The sequence below is a fragment of the Pseudomonas paraversuta genome (assembly GCF_904063065.1).
Lineage (GTDB): Bacteria > Pseudomonadota > Gammaproteobacteria > Pseudomonadales > Pseudomonadaceae > Aquipseudomonas > Aquipseudomonas paraversuta.
On sequence record NZ_CAJFCL010000005.1, the window covers coordinates 290,834 to 305,170 of the forward strand.

The following is a 14,337-nucleotide window of genomic DNA, read 5'->3' on the forward strand; positions in this document are numbered from 1 at the left end:
GCGGCTGAGGCATCCTTTAGCTTCGAATAGGAGGAAGGCCCGATGGATACGGAAACGCAAGGATTAATCACCAAGATGATTAGCGCTATGGAAAGAATGGCGAAAAGTGAGTTCGCCGAGTTACCTCTCAGTAATTTACCTTTCGAAATTTCTTTTCCGCTTGAAGATGATAATCCCGACCAGGCTCAGTTGGTCTGTGAAGGCTTGCAGCTGGGTTTGAGTAAAGTCTTTTGGCCTTCGCCTGTCTCCGCCATAATCCAAGGTGCGCATTACAAGGTGCGTATCGACCGATAACGATTGCTGCTTTTAAATTGCCCAGCCAATACGCTGGGCTTTTACTTTCTACAGTTCACAAAGCCCCGACACTGATCGGGGCTTTTTCGTTTTCGGCCCCGCCACACCCATCGCCTCAAGCTGGGGGTGCTGTCGGGTCCGAACCTATTCTGCTCCCAGCTCGGGAGGACATCGGATGCCTCATATGCCTGATAAGCCAGACACCTGGGTGATAGCGCTCGCGTGGCTGAGTCAGCACTCGCCGACGATCTATGCCGCCACGCTGTCCTTTGTAATGGCGGCGCTGCGGATCATCTATGGCGGCGGCACTCGGCGGCAGGCGATGCTCGAAGCCACCATCTGCATGTTGCTCACCACCAGCCTGATCGCGGTGCTGGAGTACTTCGGTCTGCCGTCCAGTCTGGCTACACCGGCAGGCATCTGGATTGGTTTCTTGGGTGTGAAGAAGATCGCCGACCTGGCTGATCGATTCGCTGACTTCAAGCTGCCAAAGCGGTCCGAGTGATGGCCTGCAACGGATGCGCCGCCCGGCGTGAACAACTCAACAAGTGGAAGGCGATTGCATATGAGCGAGCCAAAGAACTCTTTAAGCGTGGTGACGATCCTGCCACCGCCGAGCCAGAGCCCGGGAAGCATCCAGATGGCCCAGGGTACGAAGGTGATGCTGAGTGATGGTAGCGAGCTGGCCCGAGTGCATTCGGTTGAACTGAAGGCCAAAGCAGGTGGTGCGTGGAAGGTAATCATCACCGTGCTGCCTGAGATCATCCAGCCAGTGAATGCCGAGGCTGAGATTGTGGTGGTGGATATCACTGACATTAAGGCGCAGTCGCGTACTTACGCAAGGGTAGAGGAATGAGCGAGCAGCAGAACTCCTTGGCTGACCTGCTAAGCCAGGTACTGGCCGAACAGATCAAGCAGACAGCGATCCTCCAACGGATAGCGACCCAGCAGACCCAGTTGATCACAGCCTTGGCCGAGGAGGGGATTGACTCGGACCCAGAGTCAGCGCCACCGACTTACATGAGCGGCGCGCCGCGCCATCCAGCATGAGCCGCCTCAAGACACTGACCACACGACTACAACCCCAAGCCAATCGCATCGCAACCGCAGTGCCTGGGTCATGGCGTAATGACAAGGCCACCTCGACACAGCGCGGTTACGGTTACGCATGGCAACAGGCGCGGCTGGTGCACCTCAACGCTCACCCTCTATGTGTCTACTGCCAGCGTGATGATCGGGTGACAGCGGCCAGCGTGGTCGACCACGTCATCCCGCACCGTGGGGACATGACGCTGTTTTGGGATCGTACCAACTGGCAGTCGCTGTGCAGACCTTGCCACGATATCGTCAAAAAGCGTGAGGAATCAGCAGGTTGAACGGCCTTGCAATGTCAATTTTTATTGTCCGTTTCGGTCACAAATATGCAGATAAGAATATTGATCAATAGAGTTGTTGCAACTAATTCTTATTTATAAGTTTGAGAATGATTCTTGTTTGATTTAGTGAGAATATTTCTCATTTGCCGGAGGGGGGAGGGTAAAACTCCAGAGGCCTTTTGCTCCTAGACCACCCATCCCCGCACGCGCACATTTTTTCCCCTTTTCAGGAATTTTTGTTAATGGCTTTAACACCCAAGAAGCGGGCATTCGTCGACGCTTTGCGGGGCGGTGCCTCAAACAAGGACGCAGCCATAGCCGCAGGCTACGCGGCATCCAGCGCATCGGCTGCCGGATCACGGTTGGCAAAAGACCCTTACGTCATGGCTGCAATGGCCGGGACCACCTTTAACAAAAAAGCTAACAAAATTGTTAAAGCTCCAGCAGCGCAACAACCGCCTGTTGATGCGCCACAAGCAACTGACCCCGATGACGGCCCCGGCTTCGATTTGAACAGGGCCTTGTCATTCTCCGACCCGAAAGCGTTCCTGCTGGCTGCCATGAATGACCATGAAGCCGAGGCAAAGCTGCGGGTCGATGCTGCCAAGGCGCTGATGCCCTTTATGCACCCGCGCAAAGGCGAGACCGGCAAAAAGACCGAGCGCGAAAATGCGGCGAAGGTTGCCGGGGCAGGGCGCTTTGGCTCAAGCCCACCCCCATTGAAGGCGGTCAAGTAAATGCAATGGACGACCGCCTGCCCGGATTGGGAGCAGAAACTGCGCCTGGGGCAGTCGATTATCCCGCGCCCATTGTTTCCGCAGGAGGCCGAAGCCGGTCTGGCGGTGTTGCGCGAACTGAAGATCGTGGACGCCCCGGGGAGCCCGACCATTGGCGAGTCTTGCGCCGAGTGGGTGTTCGACTTCGCCGGGGCGATCTTTGGCGCCTACGACTACACCACCGGGCGCCGGATGATCTCGGAATACATGTTGTGTATCCCGAAGAAGAATTCCAAGTCGACCATTGCTGCCGGGATCATGCTCACCGCGCTGATCCGCAATTGGCGCATGTCGGCCGAGTTCATCATCTTGGCCCCGACCAAGGAAATTGCCGACAACTCGTTCAAACCTGCGGCCGATATGGTTAAGCACGACGAAGAGTTGCGCCACCTGATGCACGTCCAGCCGCACTTGCGCACCATCACCCACCGAGAGACCGGCGCCACGCTCAAGGTGGTGGCCGCCGATGGCGACACGGTGGGCGGCAAAAAGGCCGTGGGCGTGCTGATCGACGAAGCCTGGCTGTTCGGCAAGAGCGTCAAGGCTCCGGACATCATCCGCGAAGCTACGGGCGGTCTGGCGTCACGGCCTGAAGGCTTTGTGATCTGGCTGACCACGCAGTCCAACGAGCCGCCTGCCGGTGTGTTCCGCGAAAAGCTCAAGTACTCCCGGGCTGTGCGCGACGGGCGTATCGATGACAACCAGTTCCTGCCGGTGATTTACGAGTTTCCGCAGGCGATGATCAAAAGCGGCGAAGCCCGTCTGGTCGAAAACTTCCACCTGGTTAACCCGAACATGGGGTTCTCGGTGGACGAAGCCTTCCTGCTGCGCAGCTTCAAAATGGCGCAGGAAGCGGGTGAAGAAGAGCTGCGCGGCTTTCTGGCTAAGCACGCCAATATTGAAGTCGGTTTGGCGCTGCTGTCCGAACGCTGGGCCGGTGCCGACTTTTGGGAAGTGCAGGGCAAGCGCCCGGGGTTGAGCTTCGATGACCTGCTGCGCCAGTGCGAAGTGATCGATATCGGTATCGATGGCGGCGGACTGGATGACTTGCTGGGCTTTGCGGCTGTCGGCCGGCACCGAGCAACTCGCGAGTGGTTGTTGTGGACACACGCCTGGGCCCACCCCTCGGTGCTGGTCCGTCGCCAGTCCGTGGCGGCCAACTTCCATGACTTTGCTAAAGATAAAAATCTCACTTTGGTTGAGCAGATCGGCCAGGACGTCGAGCAGGTAGCCAATCTGGTCGCCCGTGTTGAGCAATCCGGCCTGCTGGACAAGGTGGGGCTCGACCCGGCAGGTATCGGCGCGATTCTCGATGCTCTGGTCGAAGCCGGTGTACCTGAAGAAAAGGTCATCGGCATTTCACAGGGCTGGAAGCTCGGCGGTGCGATCAAAACCGCCGAACGCAAGCTGGCCGAAGGCACCTTGATCCACGGCGGCCAGCCGATGATGGCCTGGTGCTGCGGCAACGCCAAAGTCGAGCCACGTGGCAACTCGATCCTGATCACCAAGCAGGCGTCGGGCTCGGCCAAGATCGATCCGCTGATGGCTACGTTTAACGCGGTGACGCTGCTGTCAATGAACCCTATGCCCTCGGCAAACATCGATGACTTCCTTAATCGACCAATGAGTATGTAATGGCAGACACCGACTACAGCATTGACCTGCGCACCCGCAGTCCTTTCTGGGCGCGTATGGCGAGCTTCTTCGTTGGTGGGCGCCTGGTCTCTCCCGAGAAGGGCTCGCAGACTGGGCCTGTATCCGCCACCGGCGTGGTGGGCGACTCAGTCGTCAACGATGAACGCTCGCTGCAAATCTCGACCGTGTTCGCCTGCGTGCGCCTCATCTCCAGCGTAACAGCCTGCCTGCCGCTGGATGTGTTTGAAACCAAGGGTGAGGACCGTTCCAAGGTTGGCTTTGATAACCCGCTGTCCCGCCTGCTGCGTTACAGCCCCAACCAGTTTATGACTGCCTTCGATTTCCGCGCCGCCATGACCATGCAGCTTTGCTATTACGGCAACGCCTACGCGCTGATCGAGCGCAACAGCGTAGGCGACATCATCAGCCTGGTGCCGCTGATGTCAGTCAATATGGACGTGCGACTCGAAGGCAAACGGATCGTTTACCGCTACCGCCGTGACAGTGAGTACGCCGACTTCAAGCAGTCGGAGATTTTCCACCTCAAGGGCTTTGGCTTTAACGGACTGGTGGGGCTTTCCCCGATTGCATTCGGCGCCAAAACAGTCGGTGTTGCGGTGGCGATGGAAGACCAGCAGCGCGACTTCTATGCCAACGGTGCGAAGTCGCCGCAGATCCTGATGACCGGCGATGGCAAGACGCTCAACAAGGCCCAGCGCGATCAGCTTGAGGAGAACTTCAAGGAGATCTCCGGCGGGCCGGTTAAAAAGCGCCTGTGGGTGCTGGAGGCGGGGTTTACCACCCAGGCCATCGGCGTCAGCCCGCAGGACGCCGAAACCATGGCGGCGCGCAAGTTTCAGGTCAGCGAACTGGCCCGGTTCTTCGGCGTGCCGCCGCACCTGGTGGGCGATGTCGAAAAGTCCACCAGTTGGGGCTCCGGCATCGAGCAGCAGAACCTCGGTTTCCTGCAGTACACCTTGGACCCATATCTCGAAATCTGGGAAACCAGTATTTTGCGCTGGCTGATCAAGCCTGCCGACTTGGGCCGCATCCACGCCGAACACAACCGCGACGGATTGTTAAGCGGTGACTCGACGGCCCGGGCCAATTACATGAAAACCCAAATCGACACGGGCCTGCTTACGGTGAACGAGGGCAGACGTGTCGGTAACCGGCCGCCACTCCCTGGCGGCGATGTCGCAACCCGGCAGTCTCAGAACGTGCCGCTTACCCAACTTGGCAAAACGAACCCCGCACCCAGCGGGGTTTAGTTTTTCTGGAGACTGAAATGCCGAGCATTTGCAAAACACTGGCCTTCGATCAGGCCGCAATCAAGTTTTCCAGCGGCGGCGCCCAGGGCATTTTCGAAGGCTATGCCAGCGTCTTCAGCGTGGTCGACAGCGACGGCGACATTATTGAGCCGGGCGCCTTTGCTGCCGCACTGAAAACCCAATCCCGGGCGGTGGCTATGTTTTTCAACCACCGGCGCAATGAAATTCCGGTGGGCAAGTGGCTGGATTTGTCGGAAGACAGCACTGGCCTGCATGTCCGGGGTGAGCTGACCCCCGGTAACCCGCAGTCGGACGCCCTCAAGGCGGCAATGATCCACGGCACCGTGGGCGGCATGTCGGTGGGGTTCTCAGCGGCCAAAGGTGACTGCGCGCCCATTGCGACCGGCTATTCGTTCAAAAGCGTCTCCCGGCTGAGTGAAATCAGCATCTGCACCTTCCCCGCGAATGAGCAGGCCACCGTATCGGCGCTCAAGAGCATGGACACCATTGAAACCATCCGTGATGCGGAGAACTGGCTGAGAGACTCCGCCGGGCTCTCCAAGTCGGAAGCGTTGGCGTTTATCGCCCGCATCAAGTCCGCAGTTCGGAGCGACTCCGAAGGTGGCGAAATTAACGCGATCCTTGATCGCATCAAGTCCTTCCCATCTGTAGGAAACTAATTCATGTCCGAATTGGCTGATATCCAAAAGGCAATCGAAACCGCGCAAACGAACATGACCCAACTGTTCGATGCGCAGAAAAAAGAGATCGCCGCCACCGGCGAGATCAGCAAAAAACTGCAAACCGACCTGCAGACCGTCCAGGCCGATCTGACCAAATCCAGCACCCGGTTGTTTGATCTGGAGCAGAAACTGGCGGCTGGCAGCCTGGACAACCCTGAGACCAAAAAGTCCTTCGCCGAGCGCACCGCTGAAGACCTCAAGAAGTCCTGGAACGGCTCGACCTCCGGGAAAATTGACGTGAAGACATTCAACAAGGCTTTGGGCAGTGGCGCGGGCTCTGCCGGCACGCTGATTCAGGCTCAGCAAAACCCTGGCATTCTGATGCCCGGCCTGCGCCGCCTGACTATTCGTGACTTGTTGGCCCAGGGCCGCACCACGTCCAATGCAATCGAGTACGTTCGTGAAAACGTCTTCGTCAACAGCGCCGCATCGGTGGCCGAAGGTGCTCTGAAGCCTGAATCTCAGCTGACCTTCACCAAAGAAACCGCCAACGTCAAAACCATCGCGCACTGGATTCAGGCATCTCGCCAAGTGATGGATGACGCGCCGATGCTGGAGTCCTACGTCAACAACCGTCTGCTGTTCGGTTTGGCGCTGGTAGAAGAGGGTCAGTTGCTCAACGGTGACGGCACGGGCGATAACCTGATTGGCCTGAACAAGGTGGCGACTCCCTACGATGCAGGCCTGGATGTCGAGGGTGATACCCGCGCCGACCAGATTGCCCACGCGATCTTCCAGACCAGCGAGTCCGAGTTTGAAGCCTCGGGCCTCATCCTTAACCCCCGCGACTGGCACGCTATTGCACTGCTGAAAGACGCTGATGGGCGCTACATCTTTGGCGGTCCAGCTGCATTTGCGGCGAAGGTCATGTGGGGCTTGCCGGTGGTGGCCACCAAAGCCCAGGCGCTGGGCACCTTCACCGTTGGCGGTTTTGACCTCGCTTCTCAGGTATGGGACCGCATGGACGCCACGGTCGAGGTGAGCAACCAGGATCGCGACAACTTCGTCAAAAACATGCTGACCATCCTGTGTGAAGAGCGTTTGGCCCTGGCTCACTACCGTCCAACCGCGATCATTAAAGGCAACTTCACTCCAGCTGCAGGCGGCTGATTATCGAGGCGGGGCAAGTAACTGCCCCGGTATCGCTATGACCAAAATTCGCGCACTACGTCAGTTCTCGCACTATCACGCTGGCAGCTTCAACCAGTTCGAAGTGCGAGTGGTTAAAGATGAATATGCAGAAGCATTGATCGGAATGGGCTTGGCAGAAGAGATCCATGCCGCTCCAATCCTTAAGCCAGAGCCAGAGCCAGAGCCAGAGCCAGAGCCAGAGCCAGAGCCAGAGCCAGAGCCAGAGCCCACAACTCCGGTCGATCTTGAGAAGAAAGGCTCGAAAAAATGACTATCACCGTCGCGGATCTGCTGCCGATTGAGCTGATGCGCAAGCACTTGCGGGTCGATCACCAGGAAGACGACGACCTGATCGAGCTGTATGCCGAATCTGCTTTGGCCTGGGCCTTGTGGTTCTGCGACAACCCCGCATTTCTTCAAGCCAGCGACATACCCGCATCATTCAAATCAGCGCTGCTATTGCTGCTTGGCAACTCCTACTCCGTCCGCGAAGCAGTTGTTGTGGGCACCACGGCGGACAAGCTGCCCCTCGGGGTGGAGTCGTTGCTGTGGTCGTCCCGCAACTTCTCTGGCCCGGCCAGAAAGGAGCCTGACCCATGAGAGCGGGGGATCTGCGACACCCGGTCGTCATCCAGCACCAATCCGCACAACAAGATCCGGCCACAGGCGAGATGACAACGATCTGGCTGGACTATGCGCGAGTCTGGGCAGCAGTGGACCCGCTCAGTGCCCGCGACCTGATTGCCGCGCAAGCCAGTCAGTCCCAGGCAAGCGGGCGTATCACCATCCGTTACCGCCCGGGCGTGCTGCCGACCATGCGCATCCTGCATCGCGGGCAAGTCTTCACAATCATTGGTCAGCCACTCCCGGACAGAAACTCGGGCCTGGAGTACCTGACCCTTGTTGTCGCAACGGGGGTGAATGATGGCTGACGGTATGCACTTCAATATTCAGGGGCTTAACGGCGTAGTCGACAAAATGCGCACCCTTGGCCCACGGCTGCAAAAGAAAGGGCTGCGCAAAGCGGCTAGAGCGGCGATGAACATCGTGCGTGACGCCGCGAAAGCCAACGCCAAGGCCATCGACGACCCGGCCACCAAAGAGAAGGTGTTCCGCAACCTGATCACCCAGGAGTCGAGCAAGCAGTCCAAGCGCGAAGGTGGGGTGGTGATGCGGGTCGGCGTGCGCGGCGGCTCGGGTTCCAACCAGCACAGCAAGGATGCCTCCGGCAACCCGGGCGGTGACACCCGGCACTGGCGTTATATCGAGTTCGGTACCGAACATAACCCTGCGGTGCCGTTCATGCGTCCGGCGTTTTCCAGCAACTTGCAGGCGGTCACCGATCGCTTTGTCGCGGTGCTTAACACTGAAATCAACGTTTTGCTGGGGGCACGCTGATGTATGCACCGATATTCGCCGTGTGCGCCGCTGACCCGGCGGTAACGGCCTTGCTGGGCGTTTTGCCCGTGCGGATCTACCCCTTTGGGGAGGCGCCCGAAGGTGTCGCCAAGCCCTATGTGGTGTGGCAGACGGTCGGCGGCAACCCTGAAAATTATCTGGCGCAACGCCCGGACATCGACGGTTTCAGTCTGCAAATCGATGTTTATGGGCTCTCCGTGACCCAGGCCCGTGACGTTGCCAAAGCCGTCAGAAACGCTATTGAACTCAAGGCCAATATTGCGCGGTGGGGCGGCGACTCACACGACCCGACTACCAATACCTACCGCTACAGCTTCGATGTGGACTGGCTGGTACCGCGCTAAACCAACACCGATCCCCGGCCCGCCTTGTGCGGGCTTTTTCGTTTAAAGGAGACACCCATGTCTGTTCTCACACAGGGCACGCAGGCTTACATCCTCGTGCAGGCCACGCCCGGTAGCGGCCCGTTGACCGTAATGGAGGTGGAGTGCATCACCACCTTCGACCCGGCGGGCTCACCGGCAGACCAGATCGAAGACACCTGCCTCAGCCAGAAAGAGCGCCGCTACAAGAAGGGTTTGCGCACGCCCGGCCAGGCATCCATTGGCCTCAACGCCGACCCCACCAATGCAAGCCACGTTCGCATGCATCAGCTGTCGGAAGCGGATGCTGAAGACAATATCAAGTGGGCCATTGGTTGGGCCGATGGGGAGGCACCGCCGACCTTGAATGAGGCGGGTGATGACTTTGAGTTCCCGAAAACGCGCACTTGGTGTGCCTTTGAGGGTTATGTGGCCGACTTCCCGTTTTCTTTCGCGGCAAACGCAGTGGTCGCCTCGACCGTTTCCATTCAGCGTTCCGGCGGTCTCGCCTGGATCCGCAAAACCATCTAAGGGCTTTCCATGAACCTCAAGCAACTCAAAGCCAAAGGCGGCATCGTCGACGGCGCGCTGGTTAAAAAAGAAGTGACCTGGATCCACGCAGACCCGGCCACCGGCAAGGACGTGACTGATAAATTCAACGTGCATATCCGCCGCCAGTCGTTCGGTGTCATCGAACGACTGTTTGCCCCGGGTGAAGCCGAGCAAAGCCGCAACGCCAAGTACATCGCGGCCAGTGTGTTTCTGGGTGAAAAGGGTGCTGAAGCCCTTAGCTACGAGGACGCCTTCAGCCTCGAGTCGTCCCTGGGCTTTGCCATCCTCACCGCGGTCAATGAAGCCAACGGCACCGGGAAGGATCAGGCAAAAAACTAAGCGCCTCCGATGAGTTCTGGCACGAACTGGTGCTGAACCGCATCGGAGGCAACACTATTGCCGAAGCCAAGGAACGGCTGACCCACCGCGAAGTGCTGGACTGGATCGCTTACCGGGAAAAGTACGGCACTCTCGATCAAAACCGGCGTCTGGAGCGTCACTTCGCGCTGTTGACCCACCTGACCAGCAGGGTTGCCGGCGGGAAAATGGACCTCAGCGATTTTATGGTTTACAGCCAGGCGCAGGCAACGATCAGCCTGGAAGAGGCCATAGCGACGTGGAAGTAAATGATCCCGATGATATTTAAGCTTGGCTAAAAATTGGATCGGCCCCTCCTTAGGGGAGGTGTTGTGTTGAGGGGTTGGTCGCGTCGGGTGGAAATTTTGGCGAGTAGAAGACCCTGTTTCAAGCAATGATGTTAGATTGCCTTCATTTTCAATAGAGGGTAGAAATAATGCGCCTGCTTTATCCGTTAGCAATAAGTGCTTTTCTATTAGTTGGATGTGCAAATAATCAGCAGTTAGACGCTCTTAAAGCTGAAGCGCAACGAACTACCCCGCAGTGCCAATCGGACGACGAATGCCAGGTTATGTGGTCTGCCGCAAGACGATGGGTATTGAATAATGCTGGAACGAAAATTCAAAACTACGGTGCAGATTATCTTGATACATACAATCCGATAGCAAACAGCCCTAGGCTTGCAGCTCAAGTATCCAAAGATGCAATCGGCTCCGGTAAATATCAAATCATCGCAAAACTATGGTGTGACAATATTTTTGGATGCCAGCCAGGTGCCTGGGAATCGCTGGTTGACTTCAATCGCACTGTAAATGCTGCTTCGGGAAAGAATTAAGAAACTATTGCTTTCAGCACAAACCCGCCTCGGCGGGTTTTTTCACATCTGGAGATTGATAAATGGCCTCGCGCTCTCTCGGCACGTTGACGCTCGATCTTATTGCACGCATTGGCGGCTTTGAGCAGAGCATGGATCGCGCTTCACGCTCGGTGTCCCGAACTGCATCGGTGGCCAGCGCATCATCACGGGAAGTGCTCACACTGCAAAACAGCTTCAGGTCGTTGGCCAGTGTTGCCGCCAGTATTGCGGGGCCGTTGGCTGCAGCCCTGAGCGTCAAGGGCGTGTACGACATGACAGAGGCCTACGGCACTCTGACTAACCGCTTAAAGCTCGTGACCGGCAGCTCAGCAGAATTGGTAGCTGCTCAATCGGCGGTATTCAACATTGCCCAGGCATCAGCTCAACCTTTGGCCTCAACTGCAGAGCTTTACCAGCGTATCGCCACCAATCAGGAGGCGCTAAAGCTATCCGGTGAGGGTGTGGCGGGTGTCGTCGGCACCATCAGTAAAACACTGGCGGTGTCCGGTGCGTCTGCTGAAAGTGCCAACGCTGCCTTGATTCAGTTGGGGCAGGCCTTTGCCTCGGGTGTGTTGCGCGGCGAGGAACTGAACTCCGTGATGGAGCAGGCACCTGCACTGGCTCAGGCCATTGCAGCGGGCATGGGCAAAACCGTTGGCGAACTGCGCTCAATGGGTGCGGCTGGGGAACTGACCGCCCAAGCAGTGGTTAAAGCCCTGCAAAGCCAGGTGGGTGCTGTGGATGCACTGTTTGATAAAACGGCGACCACTATCGGCAACAGCTTCACCAAGATTGGTAACTCACTGACCCACTTTGTAGGTGAACTTGATCAAGCCACTGGAGCCAGCAATCAGATCGCGAACGCATTTGTCAGCGTATCCAAGGCCATTGATGGCAGTCTGCCGGGAGCAATTTCCGGAGTTAAAAACAACTCGGATGTATTGGCTCAGGCGCTTACTACGGGGTTACTTGTCGCACTTGCCCGTGTTGCGGGCGGGTATGCACAGCAAGGCGCTTCGGCGTTGTACGCCGCCCAGGCGAATCAAACAGCACTCACGGCCAGCGCAAGAACAGCAAAGCAGGATCTGTGGGCCGCCCAGGCAAAGCAGATCGATGCCAAGGCCATGGTTGCCCGGGCTGATCTTGAGATTGTGGCAGCGCAGGGCAAGCTCGCCTCCGATCGGGTGCGCCAAACCTCCGAACTGGCAAATATTCAGGCGGTACAGGCGTCGCTGGTTGCTGAGCGCAATTTGGAGCAGCAACGACTGCTTGCGCAAATCTCTGAAAAGGGCCGCAGCGCCTCGATTGCGCGTTTGGCTGAATTGCGACTGGCTGAAGTTGCGACGATAAAACAGGTCGAAATCGCCGAGCGATCCCTTGCAGCGACTACATCGGCAACTTCAGCCCAGATCCAGGCGGGCTATGCCATGCGCACGGCCGCGACCTTGGCTTATGGCGAGACAACGGCGGTGGTGAACGCTGCAGTTGTGGCGTCTGACCGGGCAGCGGCCGCAGCAAGCTTTACAGCTCGCACCTTTGCGGGGTTGCGTGCGGCGGGTGCTGGACTGCTGACGATGATGGGGGGGCCTTTGGGGTTGGCCTTTATTGCGGGCGCCGTAGCGCTTTCGTTTGTGGACTGGAGCAGCAAATCCAAGAAACTGATGGGGGACTTGGGCGATCTTCAAAACACTGTCGATCAACTGCGCCAAAGCTTTGCCGGGCTTAACGAAGATCAGCAGCGCGCTAAGATCAGTGAGTGGAAGGACAAGCAGCTCGGCGCGACGATGGCCGTCCAGGACGCTTATGATGAGCTTGAAACTTCAATCAAATCGTCAATGGTCAGCTTGTCCAATGTCCGTTCCCCGGAACACAGCAAGCAGCTGAAAGCATTTGAAGAATTGTCGACTCGCCTCAAGGAGGCGCGCGCCAATGGTCAGTCACTGACGCCGATTCTGGATGAGCTAGCGAGCAATCCTGGGGTGCGTCCCGAAGCGGCAAGAAACTGGACTGATCTGGCCGGCAAGGTCAGCGATGCCCAGCAGGTGCTTGATCAAACAACCGAGCGCCTCGATGTGCTCAGCAATTCGCTCACCCGAAATACCACCGAAACCCAGCTCAATACCCAGGCCAAGGCCGGGATGACTGCTGGTGGTCAAAAGTACCTGGCAACTTTGCAGGAGCAACTAAAAAAGCTTCAGGACAACGGCGATGCCGTCAAAGAGGCAACTCGGCACATTGAAGACCACGCGGACTTATCTGAAACAGACAGGGTTGCCATCCTGTCGACAAGTCACGCGATCAAGGCTCAGGCCGATGCCAATAAAGAAGCTACCAAGGCAACCAAAGAGAACACCTCGGCCGTCAAAGCCAATCAGAAAGCGTTCGACAGCACCGAAGAGGATTATCAGCGGCAAATCGAGCTGATCAACACCACCACCGACAAGCAGAAAAACGCCACTGAAGTCTCGAAGCTGGCGTTTGAAATCACTAGCGGCAAGCTGGTTGGCATCAACGCCCTGCAGCAAAAGCGCCTTGAAAGTCTGGCTGCCGAACTGGACAGTCTGAAACAGTTGAAGCAGGCCAACGAAGACGCCGCCAAGCTGGCTGCATTCGGCACCACGCTGAAAGACACCAATCAAACGATCAGCCAAGGCTTCAAAATTGAACTGTCTGGCGCGGGCTCCGGCGACAAGCTGAAAGAGCGTCTCCAGGCAGATCTGGAAATCCAGCAGGAGCATGACAAGCAGGTCTCCGACCTGTTCAAACAGCGCAATGCTGGTGATATCAGCCAGGAGCTGTACGAACAGGAAACCGAGCTACTCAGCGAGGCGCTTGCCGAGCGCATGGTGATCCAGCAGGACTATTACAACCAGCTTGATGCGGCCCAGAGCAACTGGATGGACGGAGTAGGCGATGCCTGGAACAACTACCTGGATCAAAGCCGGGATATTTCCGGCCAGACCAAGGACATGTTTACCGATGCCTTCTCTGGCATGAATGACGCGCTGTACAACTTCGTGACCACCGGCAAACTTTCTTTCACTGATATGGCAGCGACGTTTGCCAGCTCTGCGTTAAAAATGCTCATTCAATGGGGCACCGCACAAGTGGCCATGGCGGCGCTGAACGCCTTCACCTCGACGGCCGCCATTCCAATCGTTGGCCCGTTTGCGGCGCCGGCGGCTGCGGCTTCCGCACTGGGGGCAGCAGGCAGTTTTATGGGGATGATCGGCTCTGTAGCCGGCATGGCGCACGACGGCATCGATGCGGTACCGGAAACCGGCACCTGGTTGCTGCAAAAGGGTGAGCGGGTTACTACTGCTCAGACCAGTGCAAAGCTGGATCGAACGCTGGAGCAGGTGGCGCAAGGCGGGGCATCAGGTGGAAAAGGTCTGACCGTAAATCTCATCGAAAACCCAAACAAAGCTGGTCAAGTTGAACGCGGGAGAAACTCCGACGGCACGGAATACTTGAGCCTGTTTGCGGCGCAAATCCGGGCGGGAGGTAACGAAACTTCAGATACGGTGGAGTCTGTTTACGGGCTCAAGCGTAGCGCTGGTTAAAA

The 14,337-nt window shown here is 57.5% G+C and carries 20 protein-coding genes; all 20 read left to right on the forward strand.

Annotated elements, in window-relative coordinates:
- Positions 1-42: 42 nt before the first annotated feature.
- Entirely contained in the window at positions 43-294 is a 252-nt protein-coding gene (locus JQ845_RS12800; RefSeq protein WP_203009080.1) for a hypothetical protein, read from the forward strand.
- Between the two features lie 175 nt (positions 295-469).
- Positions 470-799 (forward strand): phage holin, lambda family, encoded by a 330-nt coding sequence (locus tag JQ845_RS12805; RefSeq protein ID WP_203009081.1) that lies wholly within the window; start codon positions 470-472, stop codon positions 797-799.
- 60 nt (positions 800-859) lie between these two features.
- On the forward strand, positions 860-1,150 hold the full coding sequence (locus JQ845_RS12810; RefSeq protein ID WP_203009082.1) for a hypothetical protein: 291 nt from the start codon (positions 860-862) through the stop codon (positions 1,148-1,150).
- On the forward strand, positions 1,147-1,344 hold the full coding sequence (locus tag JQ845_RS12815) for a hypothetical protein (protein WP_203009083.1): 198 nt from the start codon (positions 1,147-1,149) through the stop codon (positions 1,342-1,344). Before JQ845_RS12810 ends, JQ845_RS12815 begins: the two co-directional genes overlap by 4 nt.
- Positions 1,341-1,670: an HNH endonuclease gene (locus tag JQ845_RS12820; protein WP_203009084.1), complete on the forward strand. Its 330-nt coding sequence runs from the start codon at positions 1,341-1,343 to the stop codon at positions 1,668-1,670. Before JQ845_RS12815 ends, JQ845_RS12820 begins: the two co-directional genes overlap by 4 nt.
- 242 nt (positions 1,671-1,912) lie before the next feature.
- Positions 1,913-2,407, forward strand: coding sequence for a terminase small subunit (locus JQ845_RS12825; RefSeq protein ID WP_203009132.1), 495 nt, complete (start codon positions 1,913-1,915; stop codon positions 2,405-2,407).
- Complete coding sequence (locus JQ845_RS12830) at positions 2,408-4,081, forward strand: terminase large subunit (RefSeq protein ID WP_203009085.1); 1,674 nt, start codon at positions 2,408-2,410, stop codon at positions 4,079-4,081.
- A complete protein-coding gene (locus JQ845_RS12835) occupies positions 4,081-5,352 on the forward strand; it encodes a phage portal protein (RefSeq protein ID WP_203009086.1) in 1,272 nt (423 codons plus the stop codon). The genes JQ845_RS12830 and JQ845_RS12835 overlap by 1 nt, the downstream gene beginning before the upstream one ends.
- 17 nt (positions 5,353-5,369) lie before the next feature.
- Positions 5,370-6,032: an HK97 family phage prohead protease gene (locus JQ845_RS12840; RefSeq protein ID WP_203009087.1), complete on the forward strand. Its 663-nt coding sequence runs from the start codon at positions 5,370-5,372 to the stop codon at positions 6,030-6,032.
- A 3-nt stretch (positions 6,033-6,035) separates the two neighbouring features.
- Positions 6,036-7,205 carry a phage major capsid protein gene (locus JQ845_RS12845; RefSeq protein ID WP_203009088.1) on the forward strand — a complete coding sequence of 390 codons (1,170 nt, stop codon included), beginning with the start codon at positions 6,036-6,038 and terminating at the stop codon, positions 7,203-7,205.
- Positions 7,206-7,242: 37 nt separating this feature from the next.
- On the forward strand, positions 7,243-7,497 hold the full coding sequence (locus tag JQ845_RS12850; protein ID WP_203009089.1) for a hypothetical protein: 255 nt from the start codon (positions 7,243-7,245) through the stop codon (positions 7,495-7,497).
- Positions 7,494-7,826: a head-tail connector protein gene (locus JQ845_RS12855; protein WP_203009090.1), complete on the forward strand. Its 333-nt coding sequence runs from the start codon at positions 7,494-7,496 to the stop codon at positions 7,824-7,826. The genes JQ845_RS12850 and JQ845_RS12855 overlap by 4 nt, the downstream gene beginning before the upstream one ends.
- Entirely contained in the window at positions 7,823-8,158 is a 336-nt protein-coding gene (locus JQ845_RS12860) for a phage head closure protein (protein ID WP_203009091.1), read from the forward strand. The genes JQ845_RS12855 and JQ845_RS12860 overlap by 4 nt, the downstream gene beginning before the upstream one ends.
- Entirely contained in the window at positions 8,151-8,624 is a 474-nt protein-coding gene (locus tag JQ845_RS12865) for an HK97-gp10 family putative phage morphogenesis protein (protein WP_203009092.1), read from the forward strand. The genes JQ845_RS12860 and JQ845_RS12865 overlap by 8 nt, the downstream gene beginning before the upstream one ends.
- Positions 8,624-8,989, forward strand: a complete 366-nt coding sequence (locus JQ845_RS12870; RefSeq protein WP_203009093.1) for a DUF3168 domain-containing protein — start codon at positions 8,624-8,626, stop codon at positions 8,987-8,989. Before JQ845_RS12865 ends, JQ845_RS12870 begins: the two co-directional genes overlap by 1 nt.
- Positions 8,990-9,046: 57 nt before the next feature.
- The gene (locus JQ845_RS12875) at positions 9,047-9,538 is read left to right on the forward strand and encodes a phage tail tube protein (protein ID WP_203009094.1); all 492 of its coding nucleotides are present in this window, start codon (positions 9,047-9,049) and stop codon (positions 9,536-9,538) included.
- A gap of 9 nt (positions 9,539-9,547) precedes the next feature.
- On the forward strand, positions 9,548-9,898 hold the full coding sequence (locus JQ845_RS12880; protein WP_203009095.1) for a phage tail assembly chaperone family protein, TAC: 351 nt from the start codon (positions 9,548-9,550) through the stop codon (positions 9,896-9,898).
- Between the two features lie 29 nt (positions 9,899-9,927).
- Positions 9,928-10,185 carry a phage tail assembly protein T gene (locus tag JQ845_RS12885; protein ID WP_236010209.1) on the forward strand — a complete coding sequence of 86 codons (258 nt, stop codon included), beginning with the start codon at positions 9,928-9,930 and terminating at the stop codon, positions 10,183-10,185.
- Positions 10,186-10,352: 167 nt separating this feature from the next.
- A complete protein-coding gene (locus JQ845_RS12890) occupies positions 10,353-10,751 on the forward strand; it encodes a hypothetical protein (RefSeq protein WP_203009096.1) in 399 nt (132 codons plus the stop codon).
- Positions 10,752-10,813: 62 nt separating this feature from the next.
- Positions 10,814-14,335: a phage tail tape measure protein gene (locus JQ845_RS12895; protein ID WP_203009097.1), complete on the forward strand. Its 3,522-nt coding sequence runs from the start codon at positions 10,814-10,816 to the stop codon at positions 14,333-14,335.
- The last annotated feature ends 2 nt before the right edge of the window (positions 14,336-14,337 follow it).